The sequence below is a fragment of the Pedobacter steynii genome (genome assembly GCF_001721645.1).
Taxonomy (GTDB): Bacteria; Bacteroidota; Bacteroidia; order Sphingobacteriales; family Sphingobacteriaceae; genus Pedobacter; species Pedobacter steynii_A.
The window spans coordinates 4,913,600-4,935,339 of record NZ_CP017141.1; the positions used below are offsets into that span (position 1 = coordinate 4,913,600).

General features: G+C 43.9%; 6 protein-coding genes. 3 read left to right on the forward strand and 3 right to left on the reverse strand.

Translation table 11 applies throughout. From position 1 onward, the window contains the following. Positions 1 to 63 precede the first annotated feature (63 nt). Positions 64 to 837, forward strand: a complete 774-nt coding sequence (locus tag BFS30_RS20385) for an HAD-IIA family hydrolase (RefSeq protein WP_069380979.1) — start codon at positions 64 to 66, stop codon at positions 835 to 837. Between the two features lie 63 nt (positions 838 to 900). Here BFS30_RS20385 and BFS30_RS20390 read toward each other — a convergent pair whose 3' ends face one another. Beyond that, entirely contained in the window at positions 901 to 2,292 is a 1,392-nt protein-coding gene (locus BFS30_RS20390) for an arginine decarboxylase (protein ID WP_069380980.1), read from the reverse strand. Positions 2,293 to 2,395: 103 nt separating this feature from the next. Between BFS30_RS20390 and BFS30_RS20395 the strand changes: the two genes are divergently transcribed. Together BFS30_RS20395 and argS are read left to right on the forward strand one after the other, a co-directional pair. After that, positions 2,396 to 3,346, forward strand: coding sequence for an arginase (locus BFS30_RS20395; RefSeq protein ID WP_069380981.1), 951 nt, complete (start codon positions 2,396 to 2,398; stop codon positions 3,344 to 3,346). 3 nt (positions 3,347 to 3,349) lie between these two features. After that, the gene (argS, locus tag BFS30_RS20400) at positions 3,350 to 5,131 is read left to right on the forward strand and encodes an arginine--tRNA ligase (protein ID WP_069380982.1); all 1,782 of its coding nucleotides are present in this window, start codon (positions 3,350 to 3,352) and stop codon (positions 5,129 to 5,131) included. A gap of 106 nt (positions 5,132 to 5,237) precedes the next feature. Here argS and BFS30_RS20405 read toward each other — a convergent pair whose 3' ends face one another. Further along, on the reverse strand, positions 5,238 to 13,985 hold the full coding sequence (locus BFS30_RS20405; protein ID WP_069380983.1) for a neuraminidase-like domain-containing protein: 8,748 nt from the start codon (positions 13,983 to 13,985) through the stop codon (positions 5,238 to 5,240). Positions 13,986 to 14,014: 29 nt separating this feature from the next. Beyond that, positions 14,015 to 21,697 carry a SpvB/TcaC N-terminal domain-containing protein gene (locus BFS30_RS20410; RefSeq protein ID WP_069380984.1) on the reverse strand — a complete coding sequence of 2,561 codons (7,683 nt, stop codon included), beginning with the start codon at positions 21,695 to 21,697 and terminating at the stop codon, positions 14,015 to 14,017. Between the last annotated feature and the right edge of the window lie 43 nt (positions 21,698 to 21,740).

Genomic DNA, 21,740 nt, shown 5'->3' on the forward strand with positions numbered 1-21,740 from the left:
GCATATTTGTTGTACCATAATTTAAGCAGCAAAAATCTAAATCATTATTACGAACAACAACATATGAAACACGGACTTCTAATTGACATGGATGGTGTCATTTACAGCGGAGAAACTTTAATAGAGGGTGCGGATAGGTTTATTGCCAACCTGCTTAAAAACGACATCCCTTTTACTTTTATGACCAATAACAGTCAGCGGACCCGGCTTGATGTGGTTCGTAAGCTAAAACTTCTTGGTATTGAAGTGACTGAAAAGCATGTTTATACCAGTGCGATGGCAACCGGTAAATTTCTTGGCGACCAGGGCGAAAACGGAACAGCTTACGTATTAGGAGAAGGTGGACTGATTACCAGTTTACATGAAAATGGCATCAACCTCGTGAATACCGATCCTGAGTTTGTGGTATTGGGTGAGGGCCGGAATTTTACTTTGGAAATGGTGCAACGCGCGGTAGATATGATTCTTGCGGGAGCCAAATTCATCACTACCAATCAGGATCCATCTCCTAAAAAACCAGGATGGAATAATCTGGGTATTGCTGCAACTACCGCTATGATAGAAGAGGCAACAGGCAGGAAGGCCTTTGTAATCGGGAAGCCAAGTCCGGTAATGATGCGTTCGGCCAGAAAGTATTTAGGACTGGAAACCGCAGAAACCACTGTAATTGGCGATACGATGGAAACAGATATACAGGGAGGGGTGCAAATGGGGTACAAAACCATATTGGTTTTATCCGGAATCGCAAAAAAGGAAAGTTTAAGTGAGTACGCGTTTAAACCGGATTTGATTGTTGGCTCGGTGGATCAGCTTGAATTCCCTTTAAAATGGTGGTAAGTATTAGCTAAGAGAAAGAGGCTATCCCTTGTTGGAGATAGCCTCTTGAAATTATGTTTTGACCTAGCTGTAACCCAGGATTTTCAATACCTGTTTGCTATTTTGCTCTTCTCCGAATACTTCAAAGTTGAAAGTTTCATCTCTGTTTCTGCGGATGATCACATGTTTAGGACTTGGCAACAGACAGTGGTGGATTCCACCATATCCGCTTAGTACTTCCTGATAGGCTCCAGTATTGAAGAAACCCAGGTATTGTACTTTACGTGTTTTAGGCATAAATACACTATTCATATGCGCTTCCTGATTGTAGTAATCCTGGCCATCACAAGTGATTCCACCTAAGTTTACCCGCTCGTATTCTGCGTCCCAGTTGTTGATTGGCAATAAGATGTATTTCTGGTTTAGAGCCCAAACATCCGGAAGGTTGGTGATGAATGAACCATCCAGCATCAGCCATTTCTCTCTGTCGTTCTGTTGTTTGCGGCCCAATACTTTGTATAAGATACCAGAAGCTTCGGCAACCGTATATTTTCCGAATTCCGTAATGATATCCGGTTCTACCACGTCGTGCTCTGCACAGATCTCTTTAATCCTTTTTACGATTTCATTTACCATGTATTCGTAATCGAAATCAAAAACAAGAGAGTCCTTGAATGGCATACCACCACCGATATCTAAAGTATCCAGTTCCGGATTGATTTTTTTAAACTTGCAATACAAGGTCACGTATTTTTCCAGCTCATTCCAGTAATACGGAGAGTCTGTGATACCCGAGTTGATAAAGAAGTGTAATAATTTTACCCTGAAGTTTGGATTTGCAGAGATCTTATTGTTATAAAAATCAATTACATCTTCCATACGAACGCCCAGACGGGAAGTATAAAACTGTGAATCCGGTTGTTCCTCAGCCGCGATGCGGATTCCAAGGTTACAAGGTGTATCCAGTTCTACTTCATCATCAAAAAGATTAAATTCTTCTTTGTTGTCCAGTACAGGGATGATGTTTTTATACCCATCGTGCAGCATATCAATGATATATTGTTTGTACTGATAGGTCTTAAATCCATTACAGATCACGGTAATGTCTTTAGTAAGGGCACCTTTTTTCTCCAGTGCCTCAATCATAGGCATGTCGAATGCAGATGAAGTTTCCAAATGGATGCCATTTTTCAGGGCTTCTTCAACAATATGTCTGAAGTGTGAACTTTTAGTACAATAACAGTACTTATAATCCCCACGATAATTGTTCTTGATGATGGCCGTTTGAAATAATAATTTGGCTTGTTGGATTTTCTTAGTTATCATTGGGAGGTAAGTGAAACGTAATGGCGTACCATAGGTTTCAATCATCTCCATCAGATTGAGATCTTGAAAATATAATTCGTCGTCTATAACGCTGTAACCTTCCTGAGGAAAACCAACACTTAGATCAAGAAATTCGGAGTAACTCTGCATTTTTTATATTTTTGAACAATTATTTAAAGGAGTAGCAAATTAAGATGAGTTAATTTCGGTCCCAAAGATAAACACTTTATAAAATACACTTGTATTTTTTTTTATGACTAAGACTTTAAAAATTATTGAGGTAAAATCTGAGATTGGCGCCGGTACCCGCGGAGCCAGTTTAGGAGTAGATGCGATTAAGATTGCAGCATTGGATTTTGGGAGCAGATTTTTCAAAAAACACAAATCTGTTGAGGTGCCAAATGAGAACCATTTGTTGCTTGAAGGTACCGGTAGCCCCTATGCAAAGCGGATTTCCGGAATATTGACCATGGTAGAGCGGGTGAGTGAAATGGTGCAAAGCACCCTTGATGAGAAACAATTTCCGGTGGTTTTAGCGGGTGATCACAGCACTGCAGCAGGAACCATTGCAGGTATAAAAGCCGCTTATCCGAAGTCGAAATTAGGGGTAATCTGGATCGATGCGCATTCAGATTTACATTCACCTTACACAACTCCCTCCGGAAATATGCACGGAATGCCTCTGGCGATGGCGCTTGACGAAGATAATTTAGAGTCGAAAGTGAACAAGCTGGATCAGGAGACGATCAACTACTGGTATCAGCTAAAAAATGTAGGAAATATCGCACCTAAGATTAATTATCGCGATCTTGTGCTGATTTCTGCAAGGGATATGGAGAAGCCGGAAGAATTTTTACTGAAAAAGAATAAAGTGAAGATTTATACCACTGCTGATGTCCGGAAAAGAGGAGTAGAGCGGACAGTAATCGACACTTTGGTTTACCTTGACCATTGCGACCTGATCTATGTTTCTTTTGATGTGGATTCTATGGATCCAACTGCATCACGCGGAACGGGAACACCAGTTGCACAAGGACTGACTGAAAGAGAAGCAGGAAAGCTAATGTCCGGGCTGATCACCAATCAAAAGGTATGCTGCTTCGAAATTGTAGAAGTAAACCCTACTCTCGACAGAGAGAATCAAATGGCAGAACATGCCTTTGAGATTTTAATCAAAGCGACGAACGCTTTCAGAAACGAGTAAATTATGAACATCGAACAACATATTACCACTGCGACGATAGCTGCAGTAAAACATTTATACGATCAGGAGATTCCTGAAAACCAGGTTAGCTTACAAGATACCAGAGTAGAATTTGAGGGACAGATCACTATTGTGGTGTTTCCTGTGGTACGTTTTTCTAAAAAATCACCGGAAGTAACGGCTACTGAGCTTGGAGAATACCTGGTGGAACATATTGAAGAAGTGACTGCATTTAATGTGGTGAAAGGCTTTCTTAACTTAACCATTGCAGATCATTATTGGTTAAACCTGTTTAATCAGGATTTACTGAGCCCGGAATTCGGTGCGATAAAGCCGAACGGTAAAAAAGTGATGGTAGAGTACTCTTCGCCAAACACGAATAAGCCATTACACCTTGGACACGTTAGAAATAACCTGCTTGGATATTCGGTTGCCGAACTATTGAAAGCAAGCGGACATGAAGTGTTTAAAGTAAACCTGGTGAACGATAGGGGAATCCATATCTGTAAGTCCATGCTGGCCTGGCAGAAATGGGGAAATGGCGAAACTCCGGAAAGTTCTTTGATGAAAGGTGATCACCTGGTAGGAAAATACTACGTGATCTTCGACAAAGAATATAAAAAAGAAATCGATGTGCTGAAAGCTGAGGGACAAACCGAAGAGGAAGCCAAAAAGAATGCGCCGCTGATTAAGGAAGCCCAGAAAATGCTGCTGGATTGGGAAAACGGAGATGAAGCGGTGATTTCTCTCTGGAAAACCATGAATAGCTGGGTATACGATGGTTTTGCTGTGACCTATAAAACCATGGGTGTTGACTTTGATAAATATTATTATGAGAGCAATACTTATCTTTTAGGAAAAGGTAGCGTAGAGGAAGGCCTGGAAAAAGGAGTGTTCTTTAAGAAACCAGACGGTTCCGTATGGATTGACTTAACCGCAGATGGTCTAGATCAGAAACTGGTATTGCGTGCCGATGGTACTTCGGTATACATTACACAGGATCTGGGAACTGCTCAAATGAAATATGATGATTTCAAAATGGATGATTCGCTTTATGTAGTCGGAAATGAGCAGGATTATCACTTTAAAGTATTGTTCCTGATTCTGGAGAAACTGGGTAAAACCTGGGCTAAAGGATTACACCATTTGTCGTACGGCATGGTGGATCTTCCAAGCGGAAAAATGAAATCAAGAGAAGGTACGGTGGTAGATGCCGATGACCTGATGGCTGAAATGGTGGAAACCGCCAGACAGAAGACCGAGGCATTAGGAAAGGTGAATGACTTCTCGGAAGAAGAAAAAGAAAACTTATATCAGAATATCGGATTGGGTGCTTTAAAGTACTTCCTGTTAAAGGTGGAGCCTAAGAAACGCCTGTTATTTGATCCTGCAGAATCTATCGATTTCCAGGGTAATACCGGTCCTTTTATCCAGTATACCCATGCACGTATCAAGTCGTTATTAAATAAAGCCGGATATGATGCTACAAAAGGGGGAGCAGATCAAGTTGTTTTAACAGATACAGAACGTGAAATGATCATGTTGCTGGCGAAATATCCTGCTGAGCTGGTGGCTGCCGCAAAGGTGTATAGCCCGGCGAGTCTGGCCAATTACCTGTATGAGGTGGCTAAGATGTTCAACAAGTTTTATCATGAGGTTCCGCCGATCGTTAAAGAAGAAGATGCGGAGGCCAAACACCACCGTCTGAACCTGAGTGCGGTTACTGCAAATATCCTTAAATCCGGAATGAAGATTTTAGGAATTACCGTGCCTGAAAGAATGTAAAACGAAAAGTTTATTCTAAAAAAAGGGGGACTTATATAAGTCCCCTTTTTTTTGAAAATTTCTCATGATTTAGGGATTCTGAAATTTAGCAGCTGATTGTGGCTGTTTATTGCTGTAGTTCCAGTATCAACACGATGTCTGCAATATCGTTCATATTTTCATCTGGTTTAAAGGAAATATTTGTGCCCTCTACCTGAATTTCAACAGCTTTCGGCAGGCTGTCTTTTTCTGTATTTGTAAACGTATAGGCATGGCTGTCCGGACTTACAATCTCGGCATTGCGTGCAAAAAACGGCAATTTTTCTTTTGAGATCATCAGGTTTAACGCAGGTAAATCTGCGGCAGCTTTGTCCTTGTTCTGCAAATTATACTGATACCATTCATTAGAGAAGTGGTTTTTCAATGTCAGCATCACCGAATTCCGGCCTGAAGAAATCTTAAGTGCCTCCGTTTTTAATTGTGCACCGCCTGCTCTGGAGGTATATTTTAGGTGCAGAATCACATCAGATATGGTGTCGAAATTAAAGGCATTGGTGGTCGGAGGCAGGTCAATTTTCCAGCGGCTTATTGCGCCTGAATATTCAAAAGGCAGGTAACGTTCGTCGCGGAAATTCAACTCGAACATACCACTGTCGTTTTGGGCATGGCTTGTAGCAATGGATTGTATGGCTCCAAATTGAGCCTCGAAACGATCATCAGCTTCTGGATCTTCCTCATATTTACCTCCTTTTAATACATTCTTTACCCTCGTTTTGCTACTGAGTAAGCTTAATGTACAATTCACCGAAGTATAGGGACCAACTATACAAGGGATGGATACACTGATATTTCTGATTCTGCGCAGATACTGTCCCGGGTAATCTGCATCAAATAAAGCTTCAGGAAGTTCAATTATACAGGAACCTGTAGTTTTCAACTGTAGTAATGCCATAGGGAAATGTTGCATCAGAGAGATGTTTTTGTTCAGTTCATATTCCCGCCTGTTTTGGTCCATATACGCTTTTTCCATTTGTTTCAGCGACAAATACAGACGTTCTCCAGACATCAGGCCTTTCCGGAAGCTATCCCATATCCCGAATTGAATAAAATTAGATTCAGAAAGGCCCAGTTCATGACGATAGTTTTTTTCGGCTTTTTTAGCCAGATCGTAAGCCAGCTGATAACATTGAAAATATACCGTTGCAATTTCTCCTGTCATCCAACCATACAACTCCTCGCGGGTATATTTGTTTCTCATAAAATCTTCCACCTGTCTGCTGTGTTCGATTTGTTGTTCATGATTACTGAGCTCCTGAGCAGCCATTTGCTCCCTGATTTGCGAGGCCAGGATTTGTTTGTCAATCTGTCCAAGCTCTTTAGCTGCAAGTTGTTTCTGCAGTGACCATTCTTCTCTCCTTCGTTGATACCCCGCATTGGATTGCGCCATGTTGGCGGCGAAAGTAGTCATTGTAGATACGGAATTAAAAAAGCGGCTAATTGCGCTGAATGTGGCACCGGTTTTTGTACCTCCGCCCATATGGTTGAGGTTGATTGGACCACCAGAGATGCCGACCAGTGCACCCAGATAAAAGTCAGGGATAGGTTCTGATGCCGCAGACGCCATTTCCATTGCCTGCCCGCTGATCGACATGAGCATGCTGATTGTACTCATGAGCTGGTGCTCTTTCTCACTGGAATTTAACCCGTTTTCTATCAGCTGTGAATAATAAGTTTCCCGGTATTGGGTTACTTCTTTCGTTTTTTCCAGGCCTTCCCGGTTTCGCTGCGCTTCTTTGATTTGTAATGTTTTTAGGGTTTTAGAAAGGTTTAAAAGAATAGTTTCCTGCTGACTGCGTAACATGGACAAGGCCTCTCCGTCTTTTTTCTCGAGTACAGATAGCAAAGTATTGCCCATTGATTTAAGATCGGCACATAATTCTAATGCCTTTTGAACGATGTAACCAAAACGATAATAGGGAAGTGGTGCGTTCAGGTCTGCAAGAACACTATTGATAGAAATCCCTTTGCTCATTGCCTGAACCAAAAGTGCCGGATCTATTGGTGGTTCAAAAAGTGCCAGCTGTCGTTCCATTCCTTCAATGTTTTGGCAATGGCGGATCTTAAAAAGCCGATCTGCTACAAGGTCCCAATACCCCAATAATTTTTCATTCCCTGGTAAGCCAAAATAATTGGCGGGAACGGTCGTCGATAATATGGCTGAGGCTCCGGCTTGCCCCGCTGTTACACTTTGCAGGTTAAAGAATGGGAAGGTCGTTTCGAGCATAATCAGTGCATTAGAAAAAGTATTTAAGCCCGCATCCTCCAGCTCTTTGTAATTTTTCGCCTCAATATCTCCTCTGGAAGGCACTTTTTCAGGCCGTTTACCCAGCAATTCTGCGGCCAGGATATACAACTGTGTGGCTTCGTTTATTGTTTCAATGGTATCCTGACGGAATAAATTATCTGCCCACACGATCAGGTTATCCAGGTATCTCATCAATACATTTTTCTGATAAGCCACGAGGCGCATTCTTGCGATCAGATGCGGGTTAAAAGGATTTGCACGCCAGGATCTGATGACTTGTTCCAGTTCCAGACGTTTGGGATCGCCGGCGGGTTTATGGAGTTGTTGCATCAGCACTTCCAGTGTTTCTGCAGGAGTATTGCGCAACGGCAGAACCTGCCAGTAACGTCTGGAAGAAGTATTAACATCATTTGTTGTCGGGTTAAATATAAAATGATACCAATACCGCGCTTCCTCGAACTTCTGGTTTTTACTCAGACGATTGGCCAGTAACATTGGAATATGAAAAAACAGTTCCCAGTTATAAATGCTATAAGCGCCGGTGAGGCTAAAATCTACATCCTTCAGCGGAAATGGACTATGTACATGGCTTGAATCCGGTTTATATTTTGATTGAAAACTATTCGAGAAATTAGCCCCTGGAAAAAGTACATAGTCATTTTTCGTCTGATTGGTTAGCTGAAGCAGGCCATGAACTCCTTTTTCAGCAAGGGCGCTGATGAAATCACATACATAACCATGAAAAAATGGTTTGAAATCAAGTTTGGATACCCGCGAACCTGATTGTGAGCCTAAATAACGATCTAAAACCAGAGCGCCGGTATAATTGTACTCCAGACTGGCCGACATTAAAGTCGTTTTTTGCTGCTCCTGTCCGCGCAGTTGCATTGCCATATTTGCGCTGATATTTTCCCGCTCAAACAAGACGGTAAGTTCTTCATCGGAGATCCGTTCCAGCACATTTGGTCGTTCAGCTATCGGATCCGGCTTTTTAGGGAATTTGTTCGTTTCCGTGTACAAATCTGGTGGAACGAAGGGAATAACTGTTTTGTCCCGGTTTCTTACACCTTCCACTAAGCGGAAAGGCCATTCCCAACGGGGCTCCACATAATAAGCCCGTTCCTTATCCTGATAGAAGAAGGCAGAAAGGCTGTTCGCACGAAACTGGTGTGCAGAAGAGTAAATGATTTTGTATTCCCCAATGCTGCCTTTTAAGATGGTTTTATTTTTTTTTCCATAGTCTGTGAGGATCAGCGGAACGGATTTGTCGGTATTGTGTTTGATGGCTCGTCCACTGTTGACTGCCGATAACAAACTTTGGTAGTAATTTACCTGAGTAGGACCTAATGCCTGAATCATTTCGGGAGCCAGGTCTGCTTCAGTTACAGATACTTTATGGTCACAATTGAATTTAAATTCGCCAATGTAGAATGAAGACAGTGGATTGTGGTGCATACGGATGATCAGGCTTGCACCGGGAATAGCAGAGAATTTATAAAATAAAGGCTTAGAGGCACCATGCCGGTCGCTTTTTGTCGTTATGAACGTATTGGATATTTTTTTAGTAGACCAGCGTTTTTGTTTGTATTCGCTCCAGGCCATCCTTACTTCCCAGTAACTCCATTCATACTCTCCTTCATCTTTTCTGTTTCTTTGCGCCTCATCTGTTTTTTTAGTAAATATTGGCCAGAAGAGATACAGACGCCGGTTCCAGACTACAGGGATCAGGTGTACACCAGAAGATTCTCCTTCTTCGTTGTTCTGGATATCAACTTCTACTTTGTCCCATGGTGTCCACTCGTGAGTTGCAAGATTTAGTTTCCTGTAATAGTACTGCGTCGGACCGCTAAAGGTGCGGCCAAAAACATGAATTTCGTTGGCTGTGGGATCCTGAAACATCCCATAAATATCTAAACGTCCCACCTCGTCTAATTTATGCAGGTAATTCATTAAAGCTGTTTCTACGCTTTCTGCTGTGACCTCGGATTGTAGCAATTCGCTTTCGAGTGCAGTGAAAAACGGGCTTTTATTGTCGCGTAACTCTGGTTCGATCCAATTTTCAGGATACAAGAATACTTTCCGGTTGGCTTCCCAGACGCGATAAAGCTTCATCCATTCCCATTGTCCGGCATCAATCAGGGGGGGAGAGACATTTTTTTCCAGATTGAGTAAACAGCGTTGTACAAATAATTGCACCGAGGAGATCGCCTGCTTGAGCCGGGAAGTTTTTGTGCAGGCATTCATTTCCACATCGATCATGAAATACCCGTAAAGGTCATTCGGTTGTTTAAGGCCTATTGTCCGGATCTCTGGTTTTTGAAGTAAATATGCCACCAAGGCATCACGTTGTTTATTGCGGAGCCGATTGTGAATCTTGGTAGAAACCTCAATCCAGGAGGCTTCATCATAGTTGGCTTTCAGGGTTCTTTTGATATCCTGCGACTGGTTGAAGCCTACTTTTTCAGTTCCTAATTGTTGGAGTTTTTCCACTGAAATCCCGATAGACAAGCTCAGTGCCTGCTGTTTTTTCAGTATTAATAGCATCTGTTCGTTTACGAATTCAGTGGCAGCATGTTGATCCACAAAATAAGCTACCGTTTCATTGTTCCAACCGCTTAGCTCAACAATTGCTTTTCTGATGTCGCCGTTTGATACTGCAGCTTTAAATATAGCCATTAGGTTTTGGCCGGGCTCAGGAAAGGCATTACGCAAAGACAGGTAGTCTAATATACTCATCCAGGAAGAAAATTGAGTTTTCGATAAATCTGACCAGTTGAAGCCATTAAAGTGATCAGGATGTGATTGAAACCAGTCTAGTTCTTCGGCAGATAATTTAAGTTTATTAACGAGCCAAAGCAATTTGAAGATCTTTATATAATCCGTTTCAAAGGCTGTGAAATTTGCTGGTGTATCTTCTTCAAGTAACAGCGCCGTACCGCTCAGCTCTTTCATGACAAAAGCAATCAGGGCAGCCTCTGTTTTAAAATGGGCTGTAAGGTATTGAATAATGAAATTGTTTTTTAAATGCGGTATCAGTTTTTCCGAGACTTTTAGCCAAAACAGTTCAATACGTGCAACCGCAGTTTGTGCATTGCTGATTCCTGTCAAATCTGCCAGCGTCAGATAACCGGGTAACAGTAGCTGATATTCCTTTGCCAGGGGAGGTTGCTCCAGGAAGCTGAGATCTGCAGGGAGCAGGGGAGGTAAGGGGTGGTCCGGATCCGCTTTCACATTTGAACCTTCCAGAATCCCTATGATCTGACTAGTTGTCTTTTCATCGCAAAAGAGCCCCAGTTGTGTCTTTAAAAAATCGGCAGTAATGGTACCACTCGCAATCTGTGCAGCCTGACTGATCTTTGTGAGGCCTTCCCTGATGTCCTGGGCGGCTTTACTGATTACGTCTTTTTTTGGCGGGAATGTGCTTCCTGTTTCTATTTGATTATCAAAAAGATATGCTATCTCAGCTGCATTTAGTCCATTGCTTTTGACCTGGTTAAACCAGGACCGGTTTTTTTTGAATTCCTGTAAACTGCTCCATGCTGGGTAGGGAGCGAAGGGCATCATCAGAAAGAGCTCGTGGATCTTTAATTTCGTTTTTTTGGCTGTGAGTACAATCCGATAGGTTGCTGATAAGTTGGACAAGGTTAAAGTACCCGCAGCAGTCATGTCGATTCCTGCCAGTTGCAGCACTTCATTTAACTCCTGTTCTGAAATGCGAAAAGCCGCGCAAATTGCGGGTTGATGGTCTTTTATGGTCTCCGACGCGTACTTCAACTCTTTCCGGTCAGGATTCAATTCAAATTTATCGTCGATCTGTAAAATTGCTCTATTGAGAAATAGGTGATCATAGTAGGAGTTGTTGCCGAATGCCGGGATATCGGCGATAAGAACAGCGGCCTGTGCTGCCGGAAGATTTAGTTCTGCCATCAGCTGCCATAAAATGGAAAGCTGGGAAATCATATCAGCTGTAAAATCATCCCCACAGCTCATCAGCATTACATCCAATTCAGGAATGGTACATCCCATTTTTTTCCATAAACGAAGAAAACGGTTAAAACGTCCCAACTCTTCATCTGTTAACACAGACAGATCCTGATGAATTAGCCTGGTAAACTCCAAATCACAAGCATGCGCCGCTTGCCAGGTTGCCTTATCTTTCTCCGCAACGTCTGAAGGGACGGCGAGCGCCAATACGATCTGCTGATCAGGGTTTAGAAATTGTGTTTCTACCAGGGCTACTAAATCCGTATAGGCTATGGTAGTGCGCGATATGAATTCCCTTACTTTACTCAGTTTTTCCCCCAGGTTTCCGGACAATTGGCCCGGAAAATACCCATACAGGTCGAGGCCAATGTCCCAGTTTTGCACTGAAGGAGCCGGGCCTGCAATTATTTTCTGATCGATCAGGATATTGAATTCCAGTTCAGAAAGTCCAAGGCCTTCCGATAATGCTGCGAAAGAGCCAGCAGGAGCAAAGGTATCGATCAGTTCATACAAACTGCTGTTCTGCTCCTTTAAAAATTCTCGGGCGGTTTCCAGCGACAGATCAAAGGGTAGGGTAAGTGGAAAAACAGATTCGGACAGCAACTGATAGGCGATAGTCGCATTCTGATCGGCCACGGGATTGGGATGTTGTGGATTAGCAGATAGTTCATTGGCGGTTAACCCGGAAGTGTCATTGCTGGCCAATGCAGCATGTTGTTCTGCATTTGTGTTTCCGATATTGTCCTGTGCAACATAGGTTTCCAGTATTTCATTAACAAGATCTGTATACGAAATGAGGGTATCTGTGTGTTCACAGCTAAGTTTGGTGTATTTTAAATCTGGCCGGCGGCGGAAAAGTTCTTTCCTTGCTTTGCCATTTTGTTGCCCCAACAAAATATGAAGGAGGTCTACAAAATAGGCTGCCGGACTGTATACTGATTTGCAATGCTTACATTCACAGGTCTCCACCTGTCCGAAGAGATTTTCCCAGTTGGGAATGACCGGAAGCTCCGGAAGCAGCTGATGACCCAGGATATCCGGCCTCAGGCGGTTGGTGATGCTGTCCAGCTGCAGGTAGGTCATGGCGGCTGCCTCAGTAATTGCCGTTGCCTTATGGAAATAAAGCGTTGCATCTGCTTCGTTAAAGTTGCCTTTGCTCAGGTTGAGGAAGTCGTCAAAAGACATTTTTGAGATTTGCAGCGCGCTGTCTACCCCCATTTTCATGAGCGCAAGGGTATCTTTCGCTGAAGCCGTTACTGCATACAACCGTTGGGTTAACCTCAGTTCTTTGATCACTTCCGTTTTGTTTTCTATACCCCTCCAGGCCGCCTCTCCTTGATCCTGCAGATAAATTTCGGCCGGGGTTCGGGTAAAATCAAAATCAGGATTTACTTCCAGAAACTGTCTCAGCGGGGCAGTTGCAACCGTATTTTTGATCACTGCAGTAGGAAAAGTCATTTCTACGATCGTCTGTAATTCTCCCGCATAGATCATTGCCCGTTCCCGATCTGTGTCGGCGACGATATGTTTGGGGATGCCTTCAGGGTATTTCGAAACCAGGGAGACCCAATCTTCTTCAGAGAGATCTGCCAGCTGAAGCGTATCCCTAAGCCCATTTGCCTGTAATGCCAATACCAGTTGATGATTTCCCATTGTAACCTGCGATAACTGAAGGCTGAGCTGGATCGCAGGCAGTTCATTTCCGAAATGCTCCTGTTGCTCCATTTGTTTCCAGAAATCTTCGATTTCACCGTCATGCCTGATATACAGATCCAAAAAGGACTCCATTCTCTCATCAGACTGAAATATGGGTTTTAGCAGTTCATTGACGACCGCTTTATGCGCTGAAACTTGTTCAAATACCGTGTTTTCCCTTGCATATTCCATGAGTTTTTTTGCGAGTTCGCCCAGATCTGAGTCCCGGCTTTCGCTGGCGGGCTGTAGCATTTTAAGGCGCCTGGCAAAGTCGCGGAGCTCCTGTTGCGGCCAGAGTTCCGGCGCCAGTGGAATGGTTGCGAGTCCAAAAAATGCCCATGCCGGTAAACCAGTTTTATCCTGGTTGATGAAAGCCGATTTAAGCGATGTAATTTTTTCCTCATCAAGGCCAGTTTCGCCGGCACTGAATGCAATGTCTGCCGTTGTTAGCTGCTCCAGCGGAACTTCACCATCTAACAATGGCAGAATCTGATTTAAATAATAATCGTATAACAGCAGGCTACTGTTGAAGGAGATTTCTATTTCGAAATTCTGCGTAGCATTGAAATAAACCGGGGTAGTATACAGAAGTTCTTCTTTTCTTCCTGATACCGTAAGTACCAGATCTGCCGATCTGTTTTCTGCATTTTTAAATTCTGCTGCGGTGTAAGCAATAAAAAATCGTCCTTCCCGGTCGGTAACTGCATATTTTCCCAACAAACATCTGGGAATTCTTTTGCCAGGCAAGTCCTGGTCGTAGGCCGTTACCACAAGGCCGTTAGCAAGCATCCCATTCTCCAATACCTGGCCGCTTACTGTATAACCTTCTTGTTCATTGTCTTGTGTACCGTTTACAATGTGTCCGCTGATGATGATTGTTTTTGTAGACATGGTGCTATGCTTTAGAGGTAAATGTTCTTTTATGGTCTTGGGTTAAGGTGTCTGAATAAAGGCGTTTCTTTTAACACAGTCTGACAGCCATAACACCCTCTTGGGTAAGTGCCGATCAATCCCGATGTATATCCCACAGCTATGGCATAGTCACGGCCAAGCATTTCAGAATGCACTGTTTTGCCAAGCAGCTTCATCGGAGCAGGGCCAACCACTTCGTAAGATCTCAGGTAAAACTGACCAGAGTTTAGCGCTTGCCATGCATTTTTATTCGTGTGTGTAATGATCCATGCGTCCCCAACATCGATCACAGAGGCTGAAGTGTATCTTGTAGCCTGAGTGAAAGACAATGTTCCGGAAGTATAAAGCCGGTATTGAATATCTCTGGCCCGCATTTCTAGGTCGCTTCTGAAAATGGGTACCGGCATCAGCGGAGCTTCCACACCTAAACTCACCGTGAAGCGTTTAACCGGATTCTTAAGGTAGGCGTAGACTGCAGCCCGGGTCGATAAAGATAAGCCGAAGTCGAGCATGCTACCCGCTGCGGCTCCCGTTTCCAGGCCTTCTTCGGGATTCTTATAAAATGGCATTGCCAGCGATCCCCCTAACAGTGCTGCCGGATTGGAAAGCATTAATGTTTTGCTGGTAGCGGCACTCACTTCCAGATCCTGTTGGTAAGATGTTTTGCCAGAATAGGAAGTGCCTAGTTGGACCGCGCTAACGCTCGTGGTGGCCACTCCGCCGGCCGTCAACATCCCCGCACCAAGCAGAAACCATGTGCCACCTCCGGTAAAAATCCCACCAATTCCGAGTACTGCTGCAGTTCCACCCATCATCAAACCACCACCACCACGGTTCCAGAAGGTCCTGTTTTCCGGAATTCCTCTGGATTGAAGTAAGGACAGACTGAAGTTGGCTTTGTATCCTGGACTTTCTGTTTTTTTGAGGGCCTGACTGACGTCTGCCTGCCATTTTTTTGTGTCAAAAGGGGCGGCGGGGGGGGATGTTCGGAGCGCTTCCATAGCTGATGCATTTTCGGCGTTAAGTTCATCCACCTGTCTGGCCATTGTGCTCGAAGCCTTCCCTTCAAGTTCCAAAGACTTAGATGAAAGCGTCTGGTCAGGGCAGGAGGTCAGACCATTGCATTGAGTACCAGATGGATCATTCCCTCCCGCAGGATTTGCCCTGCAATAAATATACACATTGACACCATCTCCGGGGCCTATAGGATCAGCAGCGGTCCAACGGCATAACCAGGCTGCATAATAGCGCGCACCATGGTAATTGAGTCCGGTTTCTTCATCGCGTTCCATCCCCGTATACCGGTAACGTTTGGCTGCTGCCTTAATGTCTTTATTCAGATTTTGATAAGCTGTTGTTCCATAGGGATGGTACTCCTCATAACTGATGACCCTTGGAGCTGCTTCATCTGTAAGTTCCAGACCAGCAGAGCCCAGGTGATTACTGTACTGATACCGGCAACGCACTTTGTCTTCTGTACTTTCCGGAGGCGTAACGGTTAAGGATTCTATCAGCGCAATCCGGCTTTTATCATCTACAACATGCAGACTTTCACGTTCCATTAAAACCAGATTTCCCCTCTTTTTACGAAAGATTTCAAAACCATTCAAGTAGATTCTTTCCTCTTTTATATCTCCTTTCGTTACCACTTTCCGAACGCGCTGACCACTGGAATCATAGCTATAAAAAGCACCGTCAGAAAGGTCATTATCTGCTCCGGACTGAATTTGAATGCGCTGTAGCTGGTCCTGGAAGTTCCAGCTCATGGACGTTAAATGGGGCATAGACAAGATACTTCCATGTTCATCATAAGTATAATTGCTGCCTTCTGACGTTGCCCCGATTTTTGTAGAAATCAGACGGTTGTTATGTTCTGCGTTATTGAACTGTCGTGTCCAGTTTCCTCCATTGGCAGCGGTATGTTTCAGCTCTCTGAGGTTACCTACCGCGTCGTATTGATATCGTTCAGCATAATTTCTCAACGCATGATTACCAGCTGGAATAGAATCATTGAACATCCGGTGCCGATCGTAGGAATTTCCAGCTTTTCCTTGTCCGATATGCTCCCTGCCTCTAGCCTCAATGAGCCGGTAACTCGCATCGTAGCGGTAACTGTTTACCGGTTGGACAAAAGCATTGCTGAAGAACAGCGATTGCTGTGCTTTATCCTCTATATGGATCACATGACCACAAGGATCATAGGTATAGGTCAGGTCCTGGAAAAGATGGCCGGCAGCAGATTTGGTTTGTAACCTCCTCAGCCGAAAAGTTGCCGGGTCATAGGTGTATTGAGAATAGGTTTCATTACCATAGGTGATTTTACTGCGTTGTCCTCTAGCATCGTGTGTAATGCCTGTCACAAAAGCTTTTTCAGGCTCTTGTTTCAGTTTCAGTAGCACCTGATTCAACAAGTTGCCTTCATTATAAACCGGTTTAACTATCGAAGGTTTATGCAGCGGATTGCTTGGGTCATGCGGGCTTCGGCTTTCGACAGCCCGTCCCAGTGCATCAAATTTTGCGCTGCTCAGGAACACTTCCTTGCTCAGATCATCCCAATCCGGAAACTCTTCCAGTTTAGCACAGAATTGCATGCTGCTTTGCCGTACTGTTCCTTTGAAATCAATTTCCAGTTTTCTTGAGACACCGGCAGTATCGTAATGAACAACAGGGACCCCATTTTCATTCTTTAGCTTGTCACTGCCATAGGTAATCTTGTCGAAGATAAACGTTTGACCTTCTTTTTGCACCTTACTCATTACCGGTCGGTGTAGCAGATCATAAACGGTCTCAAAGCGGTAGTTTCTGTTGTCCCATACAAAAGCCGATTTTCCCAGGCTATTGTCCAACATCAGGCGGTTTCCGGAATCCATGCTTTGTATATTTACCTGTTGGCCAAGCATATTATAAGCATAAGCAATTACCTCATTGTCTCTTGCATCAATTACCTTATGTGTACGGCCCTCGATGTCCAATACCATCCTGGTGACATAAAACTCTTCGAAAGTTTTGGTTGGCGTAAGTGTTTCTGTAACTTCCCACTTGTTCTGAACTATCGTGCAGAAAGACCTTCCAAGGCTATCGGTAATGAGTATTGCCGGGGTATTGGCATGAACCATTGTTTTTGTTAATGCTTCTTTTTCTTTGTCTATATCGCCACCGTATTCCTGAAGCTGCTGCAGGAATAGAATGTCTGGATTTTCCCTTTTCAGGCGCCATTCGCAATCTGCTTCTGCAACTGTGTCATTTTGGTCAAATACTTTCTGCTGCCAGCTGTCATATTCCATCCGGCTGATTGTTCCATCCGGAAAATCGGTACGCAGCATCCTGCCCGAAGCATCGTAATGCAGTACAGGAGTTACGCCCGTTTCCCGAAGACTTGTTTCGTCTTCATATAAATGAGTCGTTGAAAAATATGGTTCATACGTTTTAATCGGGTTTCCTTTATTATTGAGGATGGTTCTTCCGTTACCCAGCCATCTTGGATCAGCCATGACGCTGCGCACAGTACCATTTTCAATTTTCAATGCTTTTCCGGCTTCTGCCCGTACTTTCTCCAGCAACATATTACCCATGCCTCCTGTATACTCAAAAGCATATTGTAGCGGCGCTTCAGGATTCAGACTACCATCGTCGTTTCTAACATGTGTTTCTCTAGTGATATTCCCTTTTTTCAGGGGAAAGGAAGAGTAATCATAGATACTGCGGGAGGTCGCATTTTTGAGCAGCTGACGGCCTGTAGTCAGAGGATCGTTGAAGAACCCACTGATTTCTTCTGCGGTCAGGTCCGATTTGAAGTCAATGAGGTCATCCGCCTGTGCACCTTTACCCAACAATGCCATGCCCGAAACCATACCCAAAGCATCAAAGCTTGCCTGGGAGATATTGTCGTTTACATCTTTGATCGTCCTGGCTGATAAAACCCGGTAATCGAATTCTGTGATGCTACTTTCGTTGCCCATCTCATCAATTGTCTTTTCTGTAAACAGGAAAGTTTTATTGGCTGGATAACTCACTTTTGTAACCTGGTTAAACGGGTCCTTAAAGGATATCGGTTGGTAAAATTGCTGCGCAGCAGTTTCGGGACTTTCCCCCAAATTCCGATCAAAGAATTGAACCGTACCAGAACGAATCCACCAGCTTCCGGCCCTTTCGACATATCCGCAGTTCGACATCATGGCACCGTCAACCCGTTTCGGGTTTAGTGTTAATCCATTAGCATCCGTGTTAAAGCGTAAATCCAATAATTCCGGAGTGTACGCCAATTGATAAGATTCAAAGTTAATGCCCAGTGCACCGTGTTTTCCCAACGGTAAAGGTGTTTCCAGATCATAGCTCAGAAGGAGGGCAGCTGTTTCCCCCAGCCGCCGCAGACAAGGCCCCTCTGCAGCAACTATTTGTTCATGATTGTCTTTTAATGTTACATTTCCTGAAAGCAATGCCTCAAAATCAGTGATCTGATACAGCGTTTTGGATTTGCTAAAGCCAGTCGCCTCATGGGTTTTTACCGAATATGATGCAGGCGTCCGGTAATATATCAGTTGTTTGTTGTTGTGCTTTTCCAGCGCATCCGTTGTCATTTTAGTCTCCGTGTAAATGATATGCGTTTGCGTTTGCGCGGTTTTGATGAAATCCTTGTGTGTTTTTAGCGAGAGATTCATCAGGTTGACTGCCGCCGTTGCAGCTTCATCTTTTCTGCCATAAACCACCGCTAAGGATTTCAATACATTTCCAAAACCATCAATTTCCAAATTGAGTGAATGACCGATTCTCGGGTCCTCTGGATTGCGTTCATACTGATAAGAAAGGGATTCACTTTGATGTGCAATAAAAACGGCATGTTCATTACCTGCTTTCTCCTGCAGTAGTTTAATGTGACAGTTACTGAAGGAAACTGTGTAAGGGATTTTTTCTTTTTCCGAGCCGTCCAGAGCAAAAGTTTCTTGCCGGAGCAGCATTCCTTTACAGGCACGGTATGCTTCCCTTAGTTCTTCTATCGACAGCTGTTCAGGTATTTCTGCGTCCGGCAGCCTTTCTTCGTTCAACTGTTTACCTGCGAAAACGGGATCATTATACCAATAATCTTTCTCGAAGTGATCCAGAATTTTTTTTTCCAACAAAAAGGCTCCGGTATGATACCAGCTTCTGCTGAGGATTGGAGCTTCATGGAAAAGTATATCTGGGGCATTTGCTGCCTGTTGTTTTTTTAAGTAACCGTACTCTTCCGTATCTTCCTGTTCCACCAGACCGAATCCCCTAAATTCCCTTTCCTGTTGGTCATAATAACCATGCCGGTACCGGTATTTAGTTGCAAACCTCAGTTCTGATGTCAGATCAACTATTTCTACCTTGCTGACGCATTGTACCGGGAAGGGCAATTTTGTAGCCCAAGGTTTATTATTCTTAGTGTCTTCCAGATAATATTCAACTGAACTTTTGTAGCTGATCGCGGTTTCCTTCCCCATTCCGTTCCGATGTTTGATCATCAGGTGTGGTTTGCGTCCGTTCACCAGGTCTATGTATTGCATCGGTGTTCCTGCATTAGCCGGTAAGGGAGATGACCATACAATACAGCCAGTTCCTTTACCCAGAAGATCCATTACCGACACTTGATTGGGATGCGTCACATCCCAGAATGGATCAATTTCAAACGGATCGCTTAATGCATTTCCACTCAGGTTGATATACGCTTTGAACCGATGTTTTCCAAGATAGATAATGTCTGTCGTTCCTGTTCCGCTAACATCAAAGAGATGGAGGTAGTCTGGATTGAAGCGGTCAGGGTGATCAAAATTTTTAACATTATCCAAACTCACTTTCGGGCCAAAGTTTCCATAGCCAAGATTCGGCCAATAGCAGATACTTTCATTTTTGATCCGCAGGATATCTGTCAGCCCGTCGCCGTTCATGTCTGCCAAATAAATACATTGCTCAGGGTCTGAAAATACGATTGCAGGTCCTTTATCTTCATCTACGGGTTTGGGGGTAAATTCAGGACTATCAAAGCCTGCGGTTCCCATAGAAGGAAACCAGATAAACATTTGTTCTTCCGAAAGCACCAGTTCCGGGATCCCATCCCCATTGAGATCCAGGAATTTTACATTCGGATCGTTGTTATTTAGATTAGGGGTTTGAGGAAAAGGCTTAAATGGTAGCCATTCGTCTGTGTCTGTTTGTTCAAAATAGCCTTTGAGTTCCTGCGATTGACTTACAATATATTTTTTGCCATTGTTGTCCAGGTCCTGAATGGAAAGTTCGCCTGTTGCGATACCCATCAGAGATGGCTTCGGGGAAATGACGGCAGCGTTCGAAAAATGGCCATTTCCAAGGTTACGTTTGTAATGCCAGGCAGCCGCCTGTTCCGTGAGGAGGCCAGAGATTCCTTCACCGAAGAAATCCACCCACTGGTAGTTATTCCCAATTCCCTGTGGCGCATGGATCAGGTCCTCTTTACTAATGTCGTTTATCTTTGTGTTCCATTGCAGCGGTTCATATTCAAAGGTGATTGCAGGGAGGGAATTGCTATGACCATCTGTGTTAAAGCCGGTTTGGATAATACTGGTCAGGTAGCTCAGTTCTGTATTTTGTGTCGTTCCTTTAACCGGGCTTTCATATCCGAAATTTAACGATCTTACCAGCAGAGGTTGGGTGCCGAGTTCGGCAAATCTGTGAAACATCAGTATTCGCTCACATTGTCTGTAGTTGCGGATTTCAAATCCAGCTCTGTAATCTGAATAAGCGTCCTTTCTTGCTTTCCACAATGCTGACGCTTCGCATTGGTTGGTGGTATGTTCACCATAGTCGAATACCAGTTCAAACATGAAACCGCCTACTGGCATACTGATACTGTAAAGTGCATCCGCATTAGTAGGGTCAGACAGCGCATTCGGGTAGTAAGGGCTACGATTCCCATAGCTGACTTGTTTAAGATGTCTATTGGTTATGGTAACGAGGCCATTCATTCGGTTTTTCTCCGAAAGAATGGTTGGAACATTGCTCAGGTCTTCGGGCTGGTAGCTATAGGTTAAACAATTTCCCCTGTCGTCGAAGCTTAATACCGGAAGCCATTTAAAAATTCTTTCTGGTTTGGCGGGATCTGCAATCCTGCTGTTGCTGTCTGTGCCATAGAAGGTGGTGGTATTGTCTTTTGTGGTCACTTTCCAGAAAGAAAAGGATTCCGCTTTGTGTTGAATCTGTTCGATCTTTGCAAAAAGTCCTTCGATACGGGGGCGGTAGGAACGGACTTCGTACGGACCATACACGTCGACTTTTAGCTCACGATTCGCGTCCAAAATTGGCACCAGGTCTTCGGCCCCTGAAATGATAAAAGTATCGTTGTCCCTATAACGCGGTAGTTTACGTTCCGTACTTCGCTGAATGGCCGGCAGATCGATGTTCCACCCAAGACCAAATGAGCTATTGCCTATTCCAGAATTATAAGACAATTGGAGGGCTGGTTGAAATCCTTCTCTAGAAGGAGAAACAGGAATTGGGATGGAAAAGGAGGCCGTTCCATTGGAGGAGTTGACCTGAAATTTCTCGTCGATTCCTTTTAGGGCGCCACCACTTTTTGGAAGTGAGATTTTTGGGATTTGAATTGCATTAGCGACAGTAGTCTGACCGGTATTCATCCTGGAGGGGACATCTGTTTCGTTTTGAGAGGAGATGCCAGGTTTATCCTGAAGCTGCGTCATAGTCTATGAAATTTGTAATGCCAATATTTACAAAACAAAATAC